Annotated in this window: 24 protein-coding genes and 1 rRNA gene; 13 read left to right on the forward strand and 12 right to left on the reverse strand. The window is 36.9% G+C overall.

Annotated elements, in window-relative coordinates:
- Positions 1-130 precede the first annotated feature (130 nt).
- On the forward strand, positions 131-1,294 hold the full coding sequence (locus BM012_RS12150; RefSeq protein WP_061804577.1) for an iron-containing alcohol dehydrogenase: 1,164 nt from the start codon (positions 131-133) through the stop codon (positions 1,292-1,294).
- A 33-nt stretch (positions 1,295-1,327) separates the two neighbouring features.
- Here BM012_RS12150 and mnhG read toward each other — a convergent pair whose 3' ends face one another.
- Genes mnhG through BM012_RS12185 form a run of 7 tightly spaced genes read right to left on the reverse strand, consistent with a single transcriptional unit; the run spans position 1,328 to position 7,086 of the window.
- A complete protein-coding gene (mnhG, locus tag BM012_RS12155) occupies positions 1,328-1,687 on the reverse strand; it encodes a monovalent cation/H(+) antiporter subunit G (protein ID WP_061804576.1) in 360 nt (119 codons plus the stop codon).
- Positions 1,671-1,958: a Na(+)/H(+) antiporter subunit F1 gene (locus tag BM012_RS12160; protein WP_061804575.1), complete on the reverse strand. Its 288-nt coding sequence runs from the start codon at positions 1,956-1,958 to the stop codon at positions 1,671-1,673. Before BM012_RS12160 ends, mnhG begins: the two co-directional genes overlap by 17 nt.
- Positions 1,955-2,431 (reverse strand): Na+/H+ antiporter subunit E, encoded by a 477-nt coding sequence (locus BM012_RS12165; protein WP_061804574.1) that lies wholly within the window; start codon positions 2,429-2,431, stop codon positions 1,955-1,957. The genes BM012_RS12160 and BM012_RS12165 overlap by 4 nt, the downstream gene beginning before the upstream one ends.
- Positions 2,432-2,438: 7 nt before the next feature.
- A complete protein-coding gene (locus tag BM012_RS12170) occupies positions 2,439-3,920 on the reverse strand; it encodes a Na+/H+ antiporter subunit D (protein ID WP_061804573.1) in 1,482 nt (493 codons plus the stop codon).
- Complete coding sequence (locus BM012_RS12175) at positions 3,913-4,254, reverse strand: Na(+)/H(+) antiporter subunit C (RefSeq protein WP_061804572.1); 342 nt, start codon at positions 4,252-4,254, stop codon at positions 3,913-3,915. The genes BM012_RS12170 and BM012_RS12175 overlap by 8 nt, the downstream gene beginning before the upstream one ends.
- A complete protein-coding gene (locus tag BM012_RS12180; RefSeq protein WP_019395074.1) occupies positions 4,254-4,679 on the reverse strand; it encodes a Na(+)/H(+) antiporter subunit B in 426 nt (141 codons plus the stop codon). Before BM012_RS12180 ends, BM012_RS12175 begins: the two co-directional genes overlap by 1 nt.
- Positions 4,666-7,086 (reverse strand): Na+/H+ antiporter subunit A, encoded by a 2,421-nt coding sequence (locus BM012_RS12185; RefSeq protein ID WP_061804571.1) that lies wholly within the window; start codon positions 7,084-7,086, stop codon positions 4,666-4,668. Before BM012_RS12185 ends, BM012_RS12180 begins: the two co-directional genes overlap by 14 nt.
- A gap of 303 nt (positions 7,087-7,389) precedes the next feature.
- Here BM012_RS12185 and BM012_RS12190 point away from each other — a divergent pair, with 303 nt between their 5' ends.
- The 3 genes from BM012_RS12190 (at position 7,390) to BM012_RS12200 (ending at position 9,657) form a co-directional block, all read left to right on the forward strand.
- The gene (locus BM012_RS12190; RefSeq protein ID WP_061804570.1) at positions 7,390-7,620 is read left to right on the forward strand and encodes a hypothetical protein; all 231 of its coding nucleotides are present in this window, start codon (positions 7,390-7,392) and stop codon (positions 7,618-7,620) included.
- A 172-nt stretch (positions 7,621-7,792) separates the two neighbouring features.
- Positions 7,793-9,142, forward strand: coding sequence for a glucose-6-phosphate isomerase (locus tag BM012_RS12195; RefSeq protein ID WP_061804569.1), 1,350 nt, complete (start codon positions 7,793-7,795; stop codon positions 9,140-9,142).
- A gap of 110 nt (positions 9,143-9,252) precedes the next feature.
- Positions 9,253-9,657: a YugN-like family protein gene (locus BM012_RS12200; protein WP_061804568.1), complete on the forward strand. Its 405-nt coding sequence runs from the start codon at positions 9,253-9,255 to the stop codon at positions 9,655-9,657.
- A gap of 21 nt (positions 9,658-9,678) precedes the next feature.
- On the opposite strand, the gene BM012_RS12205 is transcribed toward BM012_RS12200, so the two are convergent.
- Complete coding sequence (locus BM012_RS12205; RefSeq protein WP_061804567.1) at positions 9,679-10,461, reverse strand: potassium channel family protein; 783 nt, start codon at positions 10,459-10,461, stop codon at positions 9,679-9,681.
- Between the two features lie 90 nt (positions 10,462-10,551).
- Entirely contained in the window at positions 10,552-11,976 is a 1,425-nt protein-coding gene (locus BM012_RS12210) for an alanine/glycine:cation symporter family protein (protein ID WP_061804566.1), read from the reverse strand.
- 668 nt (positions 11,977-12,644) lie between these two features.
- Here BM012_RS12210 and BM012_RS12215 point away from each other — a divergent pair.
- From BM012_RS12215 to BM012_RS12250, 8 genes are all read left to right on the forward strand, one after another.
- Positions 12,645-12,788: a YezD family protein gene (locus tag BM012_RS12215; RefSeq protein WP_061804565.1), complete on the forward strand. Its 144-nt coding sequence runs from the start codon at positions 12,645-12,647 to the stop codon at positions 12,786-12,788.
- Positions 12,789-12,873: 85 nt separating this feature from the next.
- The gene (locus BM012_RS12220; RefSeq protein WP_061804564.1) at positions 12,874-13,584 is read left to right on the forward strand and encodes a phosphoadenylyl-sulfate reductase; all 711 of its coding nucleotides are present in this window, start codon (positions 12,874-12,876) and stop codon (positions 13,582-13,584) included.
- A 20-nt stretch (positions 13,585-13,604) separates the two neighbouring features.
- Positions 13,605-14,681, forward strand: coding sequence for a sulfate permease (locus BM012_RS12225; RefSeq protein ID WP_061804563.1), 1,077 nt, complete (start codon positions 13,605-13,607; stop codon positions 14,679-14,681).
- A gap of 43 nt (positions 14,682-14,724) precedes the next feature.
- Positions 14,725-15,870 (forward strand): sulfate adenylyltransferase, encoded by a 1,146-nt coding sequence (gene sat, locus BM012_RS12230; protein ID WP_061804562.1) that lies wholly within the window; start codon positions 14,725-14,727, stop codon positions 15,868-15,870.
- A 12-nt stretch (positions 15,871-15,882) separates the two neighbouring features.
- Positions 15,883-16,482 carry an adenylyl-sulfate kinase gene (gene cysC, locus BM012_RS12235; RefSeq protein WP_061804561.1) on the forward strand — a complete coding sequence of 200 codons (600 nt, stop codon included), beginning with the start codon at positions 15,883-15,885 and terminating at the stop codon, positions 16,480-16,482.
- A gap of 203 nt (positions 16,483-16,685) precedes the next feature.
- Entirely contained in the window at positions 16,686-17,453 is a 768-nt protein-coding gene (cobA, locus tag BM012_RS12240; RefSeq protein ID WP_026009760.1) for a uroporphyrinogen-III C-methyltransferase, read from the forward strand.
- Between the two features lie 14 nt (positions 17,454-17,467).
- Positions 17,468-18,244 (forward strand): sirohydrochlorin chelatase, encoded by a 777-nt coding sequence (locus BM012_RS12245; protein WP_061804560.1) that lies wholly within the window; start codon positions 17,468-17,470, stop codon positions 18,242-18,244.
- Positions 18,226-18,840 carry a precorrin-2 dehydrogenase/sirohydrochlorin ferrochelatase family protein gene (locus tag BM012_RS12250; protein WP_061804559.1) on the forward strand — a complete coding sequence of 205 codons (615 nt, stop codon included), beginning with the start codon at positions 18,226-18,228 and terminating at the stop codon, positions 18,838-18,840. Before BM012_RS12245 ends, BM012_RS12250 begins: the two co-directional genes overlap by 19 nt.
- 51 nt (positions 18,841-18,891) lie before the next feature.
- Here the strand turns inward: BM012_RS12250 and BM012_RS12255 are convergent, their stop codons facing one another.
- From BM012_RS12255 to thiT, 3 genes are all read right to left on the reverse strand, one after another.
- Positions 18,892-19,569, reverse strand: coding sequence for an MgtC/SapB family protein (locus tag BM012_RS12255; RefSeq protein ID WP_061804558.1), 678 nt, complete (start codon positions 19,567-19,569; stop codon positions 18,892-18,894).
- 167 nt (positions 19,570-19,736) lie between these two features.
- Positions 19,737-19,922: a hypothetical protein gene (locus BM012_RS12260; RefSeq protein WP_061804557.1), complete on the reverse strand. Its 186-nt coding sequence runs from the start codon at positions 19,920-19,922 to the stop codon at positions 19,737-19,739.
- 65 nt (positions 19,923-19,987) lie between these two features.
- Positions 19,988-20,548 carry an energy-coupled thiamine transporter ThiT gene (thiT, locus tag BM012_RS12265; protein ID WP_061804556.1) on the reverse strand — a complete coding sequence of 187 codons (561 nt, stop codon included), beginning with the start codon at positions 20,546-20,548 and terminating at the stop codon, positions 19,988-19,990.
- Positions 20,549-21,062: 514 nt separating this feature from the next.
- On the opposite strand from thiT, the gene BM012_RS12270 reads away from it, so the two are divergent.
- Positions 21,063-21,370: ribosomal RNA gene (locus tag BM012_RS12270) — 16S ribosomal RNA — on the forward strand; the annotation flags it as partial.

Consider the following 21,370-nt stretch of genomic DNA (forward strand, 5'->3'; position numbering starts at 1 on the left):
TTTGTGGGTAATGCCTATTTTATAGAACATGTTTTTTAGGATTTGTGACACTTTAAAGAAGGAGCACATTTCTTTACAAAGTAAAATGGATTTCTGCATAATAAGGAAGAAATCGAGGAGGGAATTTGTTTTGGATAATTTTACATTTTATAACCCAACTAAATTAATTTTTGGTAAAGGGCAAGTTGAGCAATTGCGTGAACTCGTTCCACAGTATGGAAAGAAAGTTCTTTTAGTCTATGGTGGCGGAAGCATTAAGCGTAACGGACTATATGATGAAGTAATGAACATTTTGAACGAAGTGGGAGCAACAGTTCATGAGCTAGCGGGCGTTGAGCCAAACCCTCGTTTGACAACGGTAAGAAAAGGTGTGGAAATTTGTAAGCAAGAAGGTATTGAGTTTGCACTAGCAGTTGGTGGTGGAAGCGTTATTGATTGCACAAAAGCTGTTGTAGCAGGCGCTAAGTACGATGGTGATGCTTGGGATTTAGTAACGAAAAAAGCATTTGCAACAGAAGCTCTTCCATTTGGTACAGTACTGACGTTAGCTGCAACAGGTTCTGAAATGAACGCTGGATCTGTTATTACGAATTGGGAAACAAATGAGAAATATGGTTGGGGTAGCCCAGCAACATTCCCACAATTTTCAATCCTAGATCCTGTTAATACATTTACAGTTCCAAAAGATCAAACCGTATATGGCATGATTGATATGATGAGTCATGTATTTGAACAATATTTCCATCCTGTCTCAAATACAAAGCTTCAAGACGGTATGTGTGAAGCAACGTTAAGAACAGTTATTGATACAGCGCCAAAACTTCTTGAAAACTTAGAAAGCTATGAGCACCGTGAAACCATTCTATATTCAGGTACGATTGCCTTAAATGGCATGCTTCAAATGGGACACCGTGGCGACTGGGCAACACATAATATCGAACATGCTGTTTCAGCTGTATATGATATTCCTCATGCAGGAGGGCTTGCTATTCTGTTCCCGAACTGGATGAAGCATACGCTTGATCAAAATGTGGAGCGCTTCAAACAGATTGCTACTCGCGTATTCCAAGTTGAAGAAGAGGGTAAATCTGATCGAGAAGTGGCTCTTGAAGGAATTGAGAAGCTACGTGAGTTCTGGACAAGCCTTGGTGCACCAACTCGTTTAGCTGATTATGATATCGATGATTCTAAACTAGAGCTTATGGCAGATAGAGCGATGGCAAATGGAGAATTTGGTAAATTTAAAGTACTAAACAAAGAAGATGTATTAGCTATTTTACGTGCTTCTTTATAATAAAAAAACGATCCACACATGTGGATCGTTTTTTTATTGTTCTTGTTTCTGTTTTTTATATTTTTCTTTAAGGTCATCCCTAACGCTCCCTTTCCAAAGAGCAACACCTTTATTGTAAGAGGCTCTCGTAATCAAATGGGAAGCGACAGGAGTTGTCATTAGTACAAAGATAATACCAAGGATTACTTTTGCGCTTATATATCCTTTTGTGAACCAGAAGTATGCTGCCGTTCCAATGAGTGTGAACATAATACCAAGTGTAGCACTCTTAGAAGCTGCATGAGCTCTTGTATAAGTATCAGGAAAGCGCAGCATTCCAATTGTTGTAATAAGGGAAAGAAGGCTTCCTAATAATACTAAAATGCCTACTATAAGTTTAGCTGTCTCGGTCATGATCAATAATCGCTCCTTTCTCAAGAAACTTAGCAAAAGCAACTGTTCCAATAAAGGCTAGTATCCCTATCAGGAGAATAATATCTAAAAATGCATCTGTATCAACTATAATACATGTGATTCCGGTAATAGCCATAAGGTTAATACCAATTGCATCAAGAGCCATAACGCGGTCTGAGATACCAGGCCCTTTCACAACCCTATAAAGAAGTCCTATCGTTGCTAGCGATAAAATGATTAAAGCTATTGTAGTGAGAATATCAAGGGTCATCGACTCACCTCCATAATAGCTTTTTCAAATGAATTCTTAATATCATCGATTGCTTCGTGCACATCATCGATATGCATTGCATGAATATATAAAACTGAATTATCATCTGAAATATCAACAACAAGTGTTCCAGGGGTAAGTGTGATCATATTAGCAAGGAGCATAATTTCCCAATCTTTTTCTACTTCAAGTGGAAGAGCAAAGATTCCTGGTTGGATTTTTAAGGTTGGGCGAATGACTTCTTTTAACACACTATAGTTTGCTTTGAGTAATTCAACTAAGAATAATAAAAGCAAATAAACGATAGCAACAAGTTTTTGAATATAAAAACGGTTAGGGAAAAAACGTCTTAAACAGAATAAGATAATGATTCCAACGAGATAGCCTTTAGAAAATGCGAGACCGCTCCAAGCATTTTGAAAGAACATCCATAATAAAGCAATTATTACGTTTAAAAGGATTTGAAACGACATATTTCACCTACTCCTTTAAAACCGCGTCAATATAAATAGACGGGTCCATTAGCGTTTTTGCAGCCTCAAAAATATAAGGAGAAACAAATTCAGCTCCTACACCTAATCCAACAGAAAGAGCTAGTAGAATGACAATAGGTAGTAACATTCCCTTTGTTGTTCCTTTCTCTTCTTTATCTGTTAACTTTGGCTCACGCCAGAAAGCATGAATGAAGATTTTGATGACAGAATATAGAACAACTAAACTTGAGATTAAAAGGATACCCATAAACAGATAGCTATGTGACTGTGCAGCACCTTCTACTAATAAGAACTTTCCAATGAAGCCACTCAAAGGAGGGATTCCAGCAAGAGAAATTACAGCTACAAAGAACATCCATCCGAGGAAAGGGTGACGTTTAATTAGACCACCCATTTTTTTGGCTGAAGCTGTTCCTGTAATAGTAATCATTGCTCCTGCTAATAGAAATAGAGCTGCTTTAATGATCATGTCATGAATTAAATAGTAAAGTGCTCCTGCAATTCCAGTTTCTGTTGTTAAGGTAACTCCATATACAATAACACCAACTGCAATGATAATGTTATAAATAATAATTTTTTCAACATCCCAATAGGCAATAGCTCCAATACATCCTGCTACAATCGTTAGAAGCGATACATAACCAATAATGGTGTGTGTAAATGCTTGGTCATGATAGAAAATAAGTGTAAACACTCGGAATATAGCATAAACACCAACTTTAGTTAACAGTGCACCAAATAAAGCTGTTACAACAGGTGGAGGTGCTTTGTATGAACCAGGAAGCCAAAAATATAGTGGAAATAGAGCTCCTTTTATGGCAAAGACCACAAACAAGAGAAGAGCAATAGCTGTTATGATACCAGGCTGTCCTACTTCTGCAACTTTCACTGATAAATCAGCCATATTTAATGTTCCTGTTACAGAGTATAAGAACCCAACTGCGATAACAAAAAGGGCTGAAGAAACAATATTTACAAGAATATATTTAAGAGACTCTCGAAGTTGAAGCTTTGTGCCTCCTAATGAGATCAAAACATAGGAAGACATTAACATAACTTCGAAGAATACAAATAAGTTAAAGATATCTCCAGTTAAAAATGCCCCTGTGACACCTACAATCATAAATTGAACAAAAGAGTAAAAGTAAAATCTTTCTCGTTCAAGTCCAATAGAACGAAAAGAAAATAAAATACAGCACAAGCTGACAATACTTGTTGTAAGGACAAGTAGTGCTGAAAACATATCAGCTACAAGTACAATTCCAAAAGGAGGTTTCCATCCTCCAAGCTCATGAGTTAAAATTCCATACGTTTTAACTAAATGTACAAGAAGTACAGAGAAACCAGTAGCCACAAGAGAAGAAACTATGCTAATTGTACGAGAAACAGTAACATTTCGGCTAAAAAACATAAGAATAATCCCTGTAATTAAAGGAATTAGTAGTGGCCAAATTACATAATTACTCATCGTCCTCACACCCCTTTAAATCATTCATATCGTCTGTCTTTAATTCCTGATATGAGCGGTATGCAAGAACTAAGAAAAGAGCAGTAACCCCAAAAGAAATAACAATAGCCGTTAAAATCAAAGCTTGTGGCAATGGATCTGTGTAAGAAGAAGCATTTTCGCCTAACAGAGGAACTGTTCCTTGTTTTAGTCCGCCCATTGTAAGAATCATTAAATGAGCTCCGTGACTCAAAAGGACAGTTCCGATAATAACCCGTAGTAAGCTACGAGATAAAATTAAATACGTTGCACACATAAAGAGTATGCCTGATACAATTGACATTAATATTTCCATTATTCGCTCTCTCCAATCGTTTGAATAATGGTCATGGTAATTCCCACAACAACAAGATAAACCCCCAAGTCAAATAGAGTTGCTGTTGCTAAAGCCGTATGTTCTCCAAAGAATGGAAGGTCAAAATACCCATACGTATGAGTAAGAAAAGGTACATCAAAGAAGAATCCACCTACTCCAGTAGCAACGGCTATTAAAAGCCCTGTAGCAATCACCTTTTTGAAATCAAAAGGGATAATTGACTGAATAGTTTTCAAATCATAAGCAAGTAATAACAATAACAAACCACCACTAGCCATCAATCCACCGATAAATCCTCCACCAGGAGTGTAGTGACCAGTGAAAAACAGATAAATGGAGAAAGTGATGATAATGAACGACACAACGTTCGTAGCCGTTTTTAAAATTAAATCATTTACCTTCATGTTCACGTTCACTCCTTTTGGTTAGACGTAATTTAACAATCGCAAAGATTCCAAAAGCAGCGATACCAAGTACTGTAATTTCAAACAATGTATCAAATCCACGAAAGTCTACAAGGATAACATTCACAATATTCTTCCCACCTGCTTCTTTATAGCTTTCCTCCACAAAATACTTAGAAATAGAAGGGAATAGTTTCTCGCTATGAGAGGCGATACCAAACATTGTGACAACAAATCCTACTCCAATTGAAACAAGTAAGTTTAGTAATCGAAATCTGAGTCGTTTTTGTTTCTTTGTGATTTCTGGTAAATGGAAAAAACAAAGTAAAAATAAAGCAACAGAGATTGTTTCTACAACAAGCTGTGTAAGCGCTAAATCAGGTGCCCGAAAGATAACAAAGAATAGTGAAATGGTATATCCAACGACACCAGCTGCAATGATGGCAACCATACGTGTTCTAGCAAGAACAGTGATGACAGCTCCTCCGACAGCCAGAAGACTTAGGATTATTTCATAAACTCCAATTGGGGCAACATTTGTTACGTCAAGATGAAATGCATTTGTCACAAAGAGAGAGCTTAATGAAATAATAGATAGAAATACAAAAATGTAAACAAGATAATCTCGAATATGGCCAGACATAAATGATTTCATAATCCATGCTGAACCACGTTCTGTTCCAATCAACCCTTGATCATAAAAATGGTTAAGGGCGAGTTTTTGAGGAAAACGTTCATAAATAAAGGACCATTTTCGAACAGTAAGGAAAAGAATCGTTCCTATTACAATGATTCCAATCGTCATAAACAATTCAGGTGTAAACCCATGCCAATGTTTGATTTCCACATCGAATTCTCGACTACTTTGAGCAATCGTTGGAAGTATTGATTTCATAGCCGGTATGATAAGGGTGGAAGATAGAATGTTTGGGAAAAAACCAAATATAACAGCTAAGGAAGCTAAGATAACTGGTGATATAAGCATTCCAACTGGCGCTTCATGCGGTTTTTTCTCAAGCTTCTCAAGTTGAAGTTTCCCTGTAAACGTTCTAAAGAATAAAATCATGCTGTATACAAAGGTGAACACACTAGCTACCCATGCAATAACAGGAAGAAGAATCCCCCATGTTTCGATATGGTAAATATCCATCTTTAGAACATTAATCATCCCAGTTAGAAACATTTCTTTACTCAAAAATCCGTTAAATGGAGGAATACCAGCCATTGAGAATGACCCAATTAAAGCAATTGTAAAAGTAACAGGCATAATCCCCATTAAACCACCAAGTTTTCGAATATCACGTGTTCCTGTTTCATGGTCCACAATTCCGGCTACCATAAACAAGCTTCCTTTGAAAGTAGCGTGGTTAATGAGATGGAAAATAGCAGCAGTAACAGCGACGATAAAAATATTGTTTTCTAAGTAGTCGTAATGTAAAGACGCACTTCCAACCCCAAGTAATGACATAATCATTCCAAGTTGACTAACTGTTGAAAAAGCTAAAATTCCTTTTAAGTCCGTTTGTTTTACAGCAGAAAAGGAGCCCCAAAACAAGGTGAAGATTCCAAATGTTGAAATCAAAATAAACCATGCAGCATGGTCACTGAAGACAGGACTTAAACGAGCTACAAGATAGATTCCTGCTTTCACCATTGTAGCTGAGTGCAAGTAAGCACTAACAGGAGTTGGAGCTTCCATAGCATCTGGTAACCAAATATGGAACGGAAACTGAGCTGATTTTGTGAATGCCCCGAAGAGAACAAGGATAAGAGCAGGTAAAAGCAAAGCTTCTCCTTTTAGGAGATCAAGGTTAGCTATAATTTCACGGATACTAAATGTGCCCGTCATCATGTACAAGAGAATAATTCCGCCTAAAAGAGCTAACCCTCCCAAAACAGTAATAAGCATTGATTTTTGTGCTCCATACTGGGACTTCTCTCTTTTATACCAATATCCGATAAGTAAAAAAGAGGAAAGACTTGTGGTCTCCCAGAATGTATAAAGAACAATTAAGTTATCAGAAAGCACGACTCCAAGCATGGCTCCCATAAAGAGGAGAAGATATACATAGAAATTATGTAATGCCTCTTTATCTTTTGATAGATAATAAATAGAGTAAAGAGTAACTAAAGACCCGATTCCTGTAATAAGCAAAGCAAACAAAAGACCAAGCCCATCAACATGCAGAGTGAAGTTGATATCTAAGCTTGGAATCCATTCAAATGTACGAACAACTTCTTCGCCACTGCTCGTAAGTTTAATGAATTGAAGAAAATATAGAAATAAGGCAAGAGGTAAAATAAGGACAAACCATCCTGTATGAACCTTTCGCACATATCTATATAGAAAGGGTACAAGTATCGCAAATAAGAAAGGCGATAGTACGAGTAAGTGTAGCAATGACAAATGATAAACCTCCTTCAAATATACTAATTTTAGACGGATACTTTATTCTAGAACCGATTATATAATAATTCGAGATGCCTTGCATCCCAACGACTCTTCTATGTTGCTCAACTATTTCTGTGCTATTAAATAAATAGAAAGTCGGAAAAATTACAGTAAAAAAATTATATATTTTTTTATTTTTAAGGTCTTTTTTGGGGTATAGAATGCTTTTTTAGTCTTCACTTTTTTTCTTAAAGAATTCCATTACATTGAATAGAAATAAAAAAATCATCTCATCCTAACTATGAGGTGATGTTTATTATGTATAAGAAACAAATCATTGTAAGTTCCACTATTTTTATCACGATGTTCACAAGTGCTTTCTTGTTTAATGCCGCTACAAAGAAAGAATACTTAGATCAGGAAACAGTAGAAAAATTAGTTGAGCAGTATGGAGAGACAATGAATAAGCACCCGTTACGCCCATTCGATTCAAGAGAATACGTGCGGTTGAATAAAGCAATGGAAGAGTTTGAGTTAAGTATAGAGTGAGTCACTTCTATTAAGTGATTTTCCTCCTTTAGGCCTACTCAAACCTTTCTATGCAGGATTTATACAATAATTTTGAAAAGAAAGTACTAATATGGAGAAACATTGCTTGAATTCCATGAGCGGTTTCGATAAAGTGAGAGAAAGAGAATAAAATTTATGGAGGAACATATTTATGACACATGTTCGTTTTGATTACTCAAATGCACTTACTTTTTTCAAAGAGCATGAAATTACATACTTAAGTGATGCTGTAAAAGCAGCACATCATGCTATCCATGATAAAACAGGAGCAGGAAGCGATTTTTTAGGGTGGGTAAATCTTCCGAAAGAATATGATAAGGAAGAATTTGCTCGCATTGAGAAAAGTGCTGAAAAAATTAAAAGTGATTCAGATGTTTTATTAGTAATTGGAATTGGTGGTTCATATTTAGGTGCAAGAGCAGCAATTGAAATGCTTCAACACTCTTTCTATAACGCATTACCGAAAGAAAAACGTCAAACACCACAAGTGATTTTCGTTGGAAACAACATTAGCTCTACATATATGAAAGACGTAATGGACCTTCTTGATGGAAGAGACTTCTCAATCAATGTCATTTCTAAGTCTGGAACAACAACAGAACCTGCGATTGCGTTCCGTATTTTCCGTAAGCTTCTTGAAGAGAAATATGGAAAAGAAGAAGCACGTGGGCGTATTTATGCAACAACAGACAAAGCACGTGGAGCATTAAAAACACTTTCTGATGAAGAGAAATATGAAACCTTTGTAATTCCTGATGATGTAGGTGGCCGCTACTCTGTTTTAACGGCAGTTGGTCTTCTTCCGATTGCTGTAAGTGGTGCGAACATTTCTGACATGATGAAAGGTGCAGAGGCTGCAAGCGAAGACTTTGCAAAGCCTAACCTAGAAGAAAATGCAGCATACCAATACGCAGCAGTTCGTAACCTTCTTTACAACAAAGGTAAAACAATTGAAATGTTAATTAACTATGAGCCAGCTCTTCAATACTTTGCAGAGTGGTGGAAACAACTGTTTGGAGAAAGTGAAGGAAAAGACCAAAAAGGAATTTATCCATCTTCAGCAAACTTCTCAACAGACCTGCATTCTTTAGGACAATATGTTCAAGAAGGTCGTCGTGATATTTTTGAAACCGTAATTCGTGTTGAAAATCCTCGTCACGAGTTAACAATTGAAGAAGATGCGGCTGATTTAGATGGCTTAAACTATCTGGCTGGTGAAACAGTTGATTTTGTTAATAACAAAGCGCTTGAAGGAACAATGCTTGCTCATACAGACGGAGGAGTTCCGAACTTACTTGTAACAGCACCAGCTCTTGATGCTTATACATTCGGTTATCTTGCTTACTTCTTTGAAAAAGCTTGCGCAGTGAGTGGCTACCTTTTAGGTGTTAACCCATTTGATCAACCAGGTGTAGAAGCATACAAAGTAAATATGTTTGCACTTCTTGGAAAACCAGGATTTGAAGAAAAGAAAGCAGAGCTTGAAAAACGTTTAAAATAATAAATGAAAAAACAGTCATAGCCTAAGGCTATGACTGTTTTTTTTGTAACTATATAAAAGGATAAAAAGCGTAATATTGGAGACGTTAACATAGAAAAGGGGTGCTTATTATGATTGAATTACAGTCAAACCTTGAGGGAAGAGTATTTAAGCTACATGAGTTAGAAGAAACTTTAGGCTCTTTAGGATATATAATTGGGGGAGGATGGGAGTATGATCAAGGGTCATTTGACTATAAGATAGATGATAAAGTAGGGTATCAGTTTCTTCGTCTCCCATTTCAAGCTATAGATGGTCAGCTTGATGCCCCTGGAGCAACAGTACGTTTTATGACACCTTTTTTGCTTTCTCATAAATATCAAATTGGTTTAGATGATCATGTTCATGTTGGCAATACGAAGAGCTCATTTGATCAATTTCAAGAGCCGCAAGATCCTGACGCTTCTTTTCCAAAAGAATACATCCCACTAGGTCAGGAACTCCTCAGAGAAGCAGAGCAGCGCCTTCTATATTGAATTTGAAAAGGCTTTGTTAGCTCACTTTCTAACAAAGCCTTCTTTTGAAAAAAGCTGCTCGTACATATGCTGACTAATCATTTTATTTGTTTCGACTATTTTACCTGCTCCAGCATGTTCAGCACTTTTGACATGTAAAGAAGAAAGAATTTCTGCTGTGATAGGAATATGACGATCTTGTCCCTTAACAGCTAAGATAGTCAAAATAGCCTGCATATCTGCCTCGTTTTCAGCTTTATGTTGATTAGCTGTAATCATCACTTCCCGAGCTTCAGCAATATTTGCTTTTATAAGTGTACTCTCATGTGTCGGATTTCCTTTTACAAAATGAACGTATGCAGAAAGCATAGGACGTTCTTCTAGTGTTTCATCAATTAAAACAATATGTTTAGCAAGATGCGATTGGGCAAAAAGCTCTAGAAGCTGTTTTGTACGCTCATTCCATCCAACAATAACAATATGGTCGCTTCCTCTATAAGGGAGACTTCCATCAACATAAGCATTCTCTCTAGAAACTGCCATTCTAGCAATCGTTACAAAATAATTCGTGATAAACCCTGTTCCAATTAAAATAAGTAACATAGCTAAAATACGTCCAACTACTGTATGAGGAACATAGTCTCCGAACCCAATTGTAGATATCGTAACAATTGACCACCATATTCCATCAAAAACGGTTGGAAAGGTTTCTTCTTCAAGAAAATGAATAAGTCCGCCAAAAATAACGCAAAGCAGTAGAATGATAACAATAAGTCGATATAAAACAGAGCGACGGAAAAAGCGAAATAGAAAGCTGTCAAACATGTGCAATTTCCTCCTTTAAAACATAGTGTTCCCATTTCTAAAGAAGGTATGAAAAAAGCGCCCCTATAATTATAGGCACGCTTTTCTAACTTATACTGTTTGTTTTTTGGCTTCTTTTGGTCTTTCTTCCCAACCTTCAAGCTCTCCAATATTGTGAAGAGAATCTTTGTAAAAAACGGGATCTTTTCCTTGTTTACGTTGATCTGTATAATCTTTAAGAGCTCTAAACGCTGTTTTTGCTAAGAACGCAATAGCAATTAAGTTTGTGAACGCCATAAGACCCATGAACAAATCAGCTAAATTCCAAACTAAATCTACTTTTGCAACAGCTCCAAATAAGATCATTGCAAGAACAAGAATACGGTAAACGAAAATGATGATTTTATTTGTTTTAATGAATTCAACGTTTGTTTCCCCATAATAATAGTTACCAATAAGCGTACTGAATGCAAAAAGGAAAATCATAATAGCTAGAACAGATGAAGCCCATCCACCGATATGTTCTCCTAATGCTACTTGCGTAATTTGAACACCATCTAGTCCAGGCGTTTTATATGCATCTGTTAAAAGTACGATGAACGCCGTACTTGAACAAATAATCAATGTGTCAATGAGAACAGCTAAAGCTTGAATAAGACCTTGTTTAGCAGGGTGGGTAACATCCGCTGTAGCCGCTGCGTTTGGCGCACTACCCATACCAGCTTCATTGGAGAATAAACCACGTTTAACACCTTGAAGTAAAACGGCTCCAAGCGTTCCTCCTGCAAATTGTTCAAATCCAAAAGCATGTTTCACAATTGAAGCAATAAGAGATGGCATTTCATTAATATTCACTAAAACAATTCCAAATGCAATTAGAATATAAAGACCTGCCATGAAAACTACGATATATTCTGACATTTTGGCAATACGTTGAATACCACCAAAGATAATGATACCAAAAGCAACCAGAACGATAATTCCGACTACAAGTCGGTTAGTATTAAAAGATTGTTCAAATGCAAGTGTAATTGTGTTTGCTTGTACAGCAACGAACACGAAAGCAAATGAAATAGTAATTAGAACAGCGAATAAAACACCAAGCCAGCGTTGTTTTAACCCTTTTTCCATATAGTAAGCAGGTCCACCACGGAACGTTCCTTTATCTGGAACTTTGTAAATTTGAGCTAATGTACTTTCAACGAAACCTGAGGCAGAACCAACAAGTGCTACAATCCACATCCAAAAGATTGCACCCGGTCCTCCGATTGAAATAGCAAGAGCAATTCCGGCAATGTTTCCTGTTCCAACACGAGCAGCCATACTAATACAAAAAGCTTGGAATGCTGAAATGCTGCCTTTTTCTTTTGAAGCAGGTTTCTCTGTCAGTAATCTAAACATTTCTTTTAGTAAACGAAACTGCAGAAATCTTGAACGAAGCGTAAAATATAGTCCTAATACAAGTAGTAAAGCAATAAGAACGTATGTCCAAAACACATCATTTATCCTAAGAACTACATCATTTAATAAATCCATTAATAATTCCCCCTTATGAAACAAATGTGATTTACAACTTTAGATGTATGTGAACTTTTCTAACATAAATAATATTATATAGGGGAAGGGAAACAGAAAGCAATACTATTCTTCACTGTATTGAATAATAGTAAGATTTTGAAGATTTTAAATCTTATTACGTCTTACTTCTCTTAAATTTATAGTAGATCTGTTTCTTCCTTATATGGAGGAAAAAGAAATGAATTATTCTTGTGTATGTTAATACATCACTAACCTATCGTTCGAAAAAGTGTTAGGGAAGATAACGAAATTAGAAAAGAATGTTAGAAGATATAACAAAATTATCCCTTTAAACATGAAGTATATAATATTTTTTAATAACAGAAAGAGATGAGACAAAAAAATATAATAAATAATGAAAAAATTATAACAATTCAAAAGGTAATGTGTTATAATTTCAGATAAATGACTTAGTCGATAAAAATAGTCGGAATTGAAGGTTGACAAACTAGCTAATTGTGCTAAAATTTCTTCAACATCCTCATTTTTTAGCATAATATAAAGGGATATTTGCTAAACACGCTCTTCTTTTTATAAAGAAAGTAGAATTTTTATTGGGATTAATCTGACTTAAACCATCGGAAATATAGTTTTTAATTATTAGGAAGAAAAGAGGAGGAGTCAATATGGGGAATAGTTCTAATCATAAAGAAGCTTTGCAAAAGACAGAAGAACTTCTTCAAACAATACAATATGGCTCTGTTACTCTTGTTATCCAAGGTGGAAAAGTTGTTGGTATTGATAAAGTCGAAAAAATTCGTTTGAAATAATAGGACGCTTAGAACGTTCTATCTTCTTTTAAGTTTAAAACCGTGTTTATCTATCGGATTAAATGTTTATATGGAAGGTGAGAATATGGCAAAGCTAACACACGAAACGTGGACAGATGAGGTTCCTACATTTGCACATGATGATGAAACAAAAGGAGCTCTTGCTACTCTAAAATGGGCTTATGATTATTACGGAGATTCAATTGTGTATGCCTGTAGTTTCGGGATCGAAGGGATAGTGCTCATCGATCTCATCGCAAAGGTAAATCCAAAAGCACGCATTGTATTTTTAGATACAGGCGTACATTTCCAAGAGACTTACGATGTGATTGATAAAATCCAAGAGCGTTTTCCCGATCTTAATATTGAGATGAAAAAACCATCTCTTAATCTTGAACAACAAGCAGAGCAGTATGGAGACAAACTTTGGGAACGTGAGCCAAATCAATGCTGCTATATTCGAAAAATTTTACCGCTTGAACAAACATTAAGTGAAGTTGATGCCTGGATTTCAGGATTAAGAAGAGATCAATCTGAAACAAGAAAAAATACAAATTTCATTAATAAAGATAACCGTTTTAACAAAATTAAAGTATGCCCGCTTATTCACTGGACTTGGAAAGAGATTTGGCGCTATGTATACAAACATGATCTTCCATACAATGAGCTTCATGATAAAGGATATCCAAGTATTGGGTGTGCGCCATGTACAGCTCCAGCATATAACATGGATGATTTACGATCTGGCCGCTGGACAGGAAATCAAAAAGTAGAATGTGGGCTGCACGAGTCTTAATAAAAGGTAGTTGATTGACCATGTTTACAACGATAGCCATTATTATCGCACTCTTTTTTGCCATGAATATTGGGGCAAGTGGTGCTGCTGCAACAATGGGGGTTGCATATGGTTCCGGAGCTATAAAAACGAAAAGAACAGCTCTTCTTATATGTAGCCTCTTTATTTTACTTGGTTCATATTTTGGAACGGAAGTTGTAAAAACAATAGGTAGTGGCATTATTCCAGAAGGTATTGCGAGTGTCAAAATCGCAGTCATTATTTTATTAGCAGCAACAAGTACTCTGTTCTTTGCAAATCTGATGGGTATCCCACTTTCAACAAGTGAAGTGACAGTTGGAGCAGTAGTAGGGGTAGGGGTTGCTTATCAAGCTCTGTATATAAGCTCTATTTTGGAAATTGTCTTCTTTTGGGTTTTTGTTCCAGTCTTTTCTTTCTTTATTACGTACATAATTCGCAAGTGGATTATGACTCAAAAAAGAAGAGAAAAGTTTGGAGAAAAGCAGGGGAGAGAGAAATATTTAGTTGTCTTTCTTCTTGTTGCAGGGTGCTTTGAAGCTTTCTCAGCGGGAATGAACAATGTTGCAAATGCCGTTGGGCCCCTTGTTGGTGCTGGTGTTATCAGTCCTTCTTTCGGTGTAATTGTTGGAGGAGTTTTTATTGCCCTTGGAGCTCTTTTGTTAGGTGGAAGAGTGCTTGAAACAAACGGTAAGAAAATAACGGCTCTTTCTAAAGGAGAAGGAATTATGATTTCTCTAACAGGAGGAGGTCTTGTTTTTGTAGCCTCTCTATTTGGATTGCCTATCCCTCTCACGCAAGTGACAACCTCTTCTATCATTGGGGTAGGAACTGCAAAACAGGGAGCAGGAATCTGGCAGAAAAGTATTGTGTTTCAAATGGTTAAAGTTTGGGTCGTGTCACCTATCTTTTCCTTAATGATTTCTTACGGCCTAGTCAAGCTCACAATTCAAGATGATTGGTACTCATTTTTTGTTATCATCATCTGCTGCTTAGCTACGCTTGGCACCGTAAGTCTTGCGCAAAATTCAAGCAAAAAAAAACTAAAAGTAACGTCAGCAGAACGAACAACTCTTTGAATTAAGAGATTGAATATACAATAATACTTGGGAGGTTTTTGTGATGACAGCAAGTCAGCCACATGGAGGTACACTAATTAATCGTTTTAATCCAGACTATAAATATGATGGGATTTCTAAAAGCATTGAGCTAGATCCAATGGCTCTAAGTGATTTAGAGTTAATTGCAATCGGAGGATACAGCCCTTTACAAGGCTTCTTAGGAAAAGAAGATTATGAGAGTGTTGTCCACAATATGAAATTAGCTGATGGCACAGTGTGGAGTATTCCAGTTACATTACCTGTTGAAGAAAAGGTAGCCGAAACGCTTCAAGCTGGTGAAGATGTTAAGTTGACTAAAGACGGAATTGCCTATGGTGTACTTCATTTTGAAGAAGCTTATAAGCCGAATAAAGAAGTTGAAGCTGAAAAAGTTTATCGTACGACTGAAGCAGCTCACCCAGGTGTGAAAAAAATGCTAGAACGTCCGGATGTGTATGTGGCAGGGAAAATTACCCTTGTACGTCGTGAAGAGAAGAAATTTGCTGGCTATCATTTAGATCCAAAAGATACGCGCGCTAAGTTTGAAGAGCTTGGATGGGAAAAGGTAGTTGGCTTCCAAACGCGTAACCCTGTGCACCGCGCTCATGAATACATTCAAAAAACAGCTCTAGAAATTGTTGATGGTCTCTTTTTAAATCCGTTAGTTGGAGAGACAAAATCAGACGATATTCCAGCAGACATCCGTATGGAAAGCTATGAAGTTCTGCTAAAAAACTATTATCCAAAAGATCGCGTATTCTTAGCTGTGTTCCCAGCGGCAATGCGTTATGCTGGTCCTCGTGAAGCAATTTTCCATGCGATGGTTCGTAAAAACTATGGCTGCACGCATTTTATTGTTGGACGTGACCATGCGGGGGTCGGTGATTATTATGGAACATATGATGCACAATTGATTTTCCGTAATTTTACAAGTGGAGAGTTAGGCATTACCCCTCTATTCTTTGAACATAGCTTCTATTGCAAAAAGTGTGAAGGAATGGCTTCAACAAAAACGTGTCCACATGGTAAAGAAGATCGCGTGATTTTATCAGGTACAAAAGTGCGTGAAATGCTTCGTAATGGAGAAGTACCGCCAAGCACATTTAGCCGTCGTGAAGTTGTTGAAGTACTTATTAAAGGAATGAAACAGCAGACTGTTCAATCATAAGGGGGAAAAGCAATGGGTGAGTCAACAAATATTACATGGCATGAAAGTGGCGTAACGAAACAAGATCGTCGTAAAAAAAGTGGACATCATAGCTTTATTCTATGGTTCACTGGGCTGTCAGGGTCTGGAAAATCAACAATTGCAAATGCTGTTGCGCATCGTCTGTTTCAAGAGGGCATCAATGAGTATGTACTAGATGGAGATAACATTCGTTTTGGATTGAATAAAAACCTCGGTTTCTCTGCAGAAGATCGTACAGAAAATATCCGTCGTATTGGAGAAGTTTCAAAGCTTTTTGTAGATAGTGGTCAAGTTGTGCTAACAGCTTTTATTTCTCCTTTTATTGAGGATCGAAAACAAGTAAGAGAAATTGTAGAAGAAAATGAATTTGTTGAGGTTTATATTGACTGTAATCTAGAAGAATGTGAACGCCGTGATCCAAAAGGACTTTATCAAAAAGCTCGTGCTGGAGAAATTAAAGATTTTACAGGAATTAGTTCTCCGTATGAAGCTCCAGAGAACCCTGAGATCACAGTTCGTTCTGATCAGTATAGTGTAGAAGAATGTGTAGACCAAATTGTTGCATATTTAAAAAATGAAAACTTTATCTAGGAGTTTTCTATAAAAAGAGAGTCATGTAAGGCTCTTAGTTTAAGGCTCATAGTGAATGCTATGAGCCTTATTCTTAAAGATAGCTTATGCAAAGCATCTCCAAATGACGGTTCAAATTTTAGAGATATGTTGGTACATTAATAATATAAAGTTAAGAATAGAGTGTATAAACTGACAACTTGGAGAGGAAGATGTACGTGAACATTGGAAAGGTTTATTTAGTTGGAGCAGGACCAGGAGATCCGGAACTTATAACTTTAAAAGGAATCCGCTGTATTGGAGGGGCTGACGTCATTTTATATGATCGTCTTGTTAATAAACATCTATTAACATATGCCAAAAAAGGTGCTGATCTTATCTACTGTGGCAAATCTCCAAATGCTCATATCCTTCAACAAGAAGCAATCAATAATGCCCTTGTAAAACATGCTAAAGAAGGGAAAACAGTTGTTCGTTTAAAAGGTGGAGATCCATTTGTGTTCGGTCGTGGTGGCGAGGAAGCTGAAATTCTTGTTCAAAACGGTATCTCTTTTGAAATTGTTCCAGGCATCACCTCAGGTATTGCAGCAGCTGCTTATGCTGGTATCCCTGTTACACATCGTGAATACAGCGGAAGCTTTGCTTTTGTGACAGGTCATCGCAAACAGGAAGATGAACATGTGAAATGGGAAGCTCTAGCTAAAGGAATTGACACATTAGCCATTTATATGGGCATTAAAAATCTATCATATATTTGCGAACAGCTTATTCAACACGGCAAGAGTCCTGACACACCCGTTGCATTGATTCACTGGGGAACGTATACTGAGCAAAAAACTGTAGTAGGTACACTTGATACGATTATTGATATAGCTCATAGAGAAAAGGTGAAGAATCCAAGTATGGTCATTGTGGGAGAGGTTGTTGTGTTAAAAGACAAATTAAGTTGGTTTGAGGAAAATACGCAGCAATATGTTGAACAAGTTTTCTAAAGTGAGGGATCAAAGTGGAAGCTGTATTGTATATTTGTCACGGGACACGGATTAGAGATGGACAGATCGGAGCATTGCAATTTATTGAACGTTGCAAAGAGAAAGTAAACGTTCCTATTCAAGAAGCATGTTTTTTGGAACTTGCTGAACCAACTATTGAAGAAGCTTTCGCTCGATGTATAAAGCAGGGGGCAACAAAAATTGTAGCTGTCCCGATTCTTCTTTTAACAGCAGGACATGCAAAAAAAGATATACCAGAAATATTGCTTTCCTTAGCTGAAGCACATCCAGAAATTGAAGTTGTTTATGGAACTCCTTTTGGGGTTCATGACAAACTTGTTGATGTATTAATGGACCGTATACGTGAAGCCAACAGTATCATTGATAAAGATGCAACAGTTTTACTCGTTGGTAGAGGAAGCAGTGATCCAGATGTGAAACGTGATCTAAATGAAATTGCCCTTATGTTAGAGCGACGAGGCGGTTTCTTAAAAGTGGATACATGCTTTCTTGCTGCAGCAGAACCTACTTTTGAACAAGGACTTCGTGGGCTTGAAGGAAATAAGCAAGTTTACATTGTTCCGTATATTCTTTTCACTGGATTACTCATGAGACAAATTGCAGCAGATGTAAGTCAGTTGCTTGTTGACTCTTCGAACATTTTTCTATGTTCATTTTTAGGCTATCATACTATTTTAGAAGACATTCTTGCTGAGAGAATCGAAAAGTGGAAAAATCAAAAGGGAAACTTAATGTTTAATGGAGAAGGATTATGTACACTGTCACATTAAATATAAGAAATAAAAAGGCTCTTGTTGTTGGTGGGGGGACTGTCGCGACAAGGAAAATTAGACATCTTTTAAAAGAAGGAGCGAATGTTACCGTTATTTCTCCTGAAGCTACGGATGAAATCAAGAAGTGGGAAGAAAAAGGCGAAGTGCATTGGGAAAAGCGAGAAGCAAATGAGCTTGACGTTCCCTCGGCATTTCTCGTTATATTAGCAACAAATAACACAGAAGATAATGAAAAACTATTAAAAGCTGCTTCACCAAATCAACTTGTTAACGTAGCGCATAAGGGAGATAAGGGAAGCTATACTGTGCCAGCTCAGTTCACACGTGGCGACTTAACCATTTCAGTCTCAACAGGGGGGGGAAGCCCACTGTTAGCTAAAAAGATACGCGATGAACTTTCAGCGCGTTATGATGAAAGCTATGAACAGTATGTGAACTTCCTAAATGAGGTACGTTCTTTTATACATGAAAATGAAAAACAGGCTGAAGAAAAAAGGAAGCTTCTTCATAGTTCTTTGCAAGAAGAAATGAAAGATGCTCATCATCAGCAGCTTTTTTGGCAAGCTTTATATGATAAATATAAAAAAGATTAAAAAGTGCGAGTAGAGATTGCTGTAGTAACCTCAACTCGTACTTTTTATTTATTAAGAAAGGCTTTGAATATCGATTTGCTTAATCCCTGCAACTTTTTGAATATCATAATAAACATCCGTCGTGAACCGCTTCTCGTGGGCCAAGATTTTTAGCTGAATAACGACAAAGTCATCCAGGTCTTTTACCCGAACGTGCTTTACCCTTAAATTTAGATTTTTGATTTCAGAGATAAGAGTTGTTAAATGAACATCTCTAGAGACGGTTAGCTCCAGTCGAATCTCTTTCTCTTTAAACTGCTTAGGGCCAATCAATTTAGTAAGGAAAGGGATAAATTCAACGCTGATCATAAGAAGAATAACGGCAATCACAGCTTCCGTATAAAAGCCAGCTCCAACCGTAATGCCAATTCCAGCAGCTCCCCATATAAGTGCAGCTGTCGTTAAGCCTGAAATACTATCATTTTCTCTTCTCAGAATTACCCCTGCTCCAAGGAATCCTATACCAGATACAATTTGAGCAGCAAGTCGTAAAGGATCCATTGTAATGTTGCTTGCTTTCTCAAATAAATAGGCAGATTCAATAGAGACGATAGTTAAAATACAGCTTACAATGGACATTACAAGTGAGGTCTTTAATCCAACAGGTTTTCGCTTTAGTTCTCTTTCAAGACCAATAATCAACCCTAGCACAGCCGATATTCCAAGCTTTAATATCGTTTCGTAATACATGTTCTTACCTCGCTTTCGTTATAAGGTGAAAAGAAGGAAGATCACTGGCTAGAATTTAATGCTTTATGTGTATAAGATATATGCACTATAAGCGGGAGGTAGTACAAAGAGGACAAGAAGAAAAGAAAGATAAAAAGACAAAAAAGCCTTCCGCTTAGCGAGAGGCTTTAAAGCATGTCCTGAAAATGAAAGAAAAATAAGCAAAAAATGAGGCCCAATACAGAACTTAATATAAAGTGGCTGCCTTCTACTTTTTCCGTTCTATCTCCTATTTTAATTCCTTCAAAGTAAGCAAAACAAATAAGGGAGATGGCCATTAGGAAAGATAGCCACATTCCTAACTGAATTAACATGAGTGCAAACTCCTCTCTAGCATCTTTACTATGAAAGTATGTAGAGATTTACTAGTTTATGCTCATTAGATAAACAGTCTTTTAGAAGAAATTAAAATCAGGCATGTTACAACCGTGCTTAACACAAAAGCTGGTATCATATATGTGCTGTTATAAACGATGGTATACCACAAAAGAGGAACATCTTTTGGAGCATAAGCAGCAAAAAAGAAATAACCTGATACGCAGTGTGCAAGATAACGCAAAAAACTGCCCACAAAAGATCCTAAAACAACGTACAAAATTACTTTTCTTGTATGATTATTTGTTAGAGAAGAAATAATTCCTTTTCGAGTTAATCCTGCAAATCCGATAACTGTAAAGGCAATAAGATAATCAATAAGACCTTGTACAGGTGTGTAAATTTGACTTGGCCCTACTATAACTTGAAGAAGACCTAATAAAAAACCAGAAGCAAGGCCTCCTTTTATACCATGACGGAAAGCAACGATAAGAACAGGGACCATTGAAATGGAAATTGCACCACCCTGAGGAAGAGAGAAAAATTGAGCAATAATGTCTAATAGGAAGGCAAGGGCAGTCATGATACTTATTTCTGCTAAAACTAAAGTGCGGCCACGCTGCATGTGAACACCTCTTTCAATCAATAATTTTCTTGGCTACAAAGTACCTTTCTTCTATAGAGAGAAAAGTATGTGAAGTAGTGAATAGGTACGTTGTAGATTATAGCACCTTTTTATAAATGAAATAAAAACTATTAATAAACATTTTCATTTCTTCTAAATAATGATAGGATATGTTAAGCAGAAAGAAGTTAAAACTCTATAGGTACTAAGGTTCTTAAGTTTTTTGAAAAAAATTTAAAAAACCTATTGCAAAACAATTTAATACGTGATAAATTATTACTTGTCGCTGCTACGGTAGCACAAAACAGAAAAGAGTTAAAAAACATTTTAAAAAAAGTTGTTGACACACTTCGGAAGAAGTGATAAGATATAAAAGTCGCTGTTAACGACAAACGAAATGATTGACCTTTGAAAACTGAACAAAATACGTCAACGTTAATTCTATTTTATTTTCAAAACAACGTTTCTTATTAGAAACAAAAAGCTATGGACATCGAAAGATGAAACCAAACTTTCTATGGAGAGTTTGATCCTGGCTCAGGACGAACGCTGGCGGCGTGCCTAATACATGCAAGTCGAGCGGAGTTTTGAAAAGCTTGCTTTTCAAAACTTAGCGGCGGACGGGTGAGTAACACGTGGGCAACCTGCCCTTGAGACGGGGATAACTCCGGGAAACCGGAGCTAATACCGGATAACACATATCTTCGCATGAGGATATGTTAGAAGGTGGCTTTTAGCTACCACTCAAGGATGGGCCCGCGGCGCATTAGCTAGTTGGTGAGGTAACGGCTCACCAAGGCGACGATGCGTAGCCGACCTGAG

This window comes from Priestia endophytica DSM 13796 (assembly GCF_900115845.1).
Classification (GTDB): Bacteria; Bacillota; Bacilli; order Bacillales; family Bacillaceae_H; genus Bacillus_I; species Bacillus_I endophytica.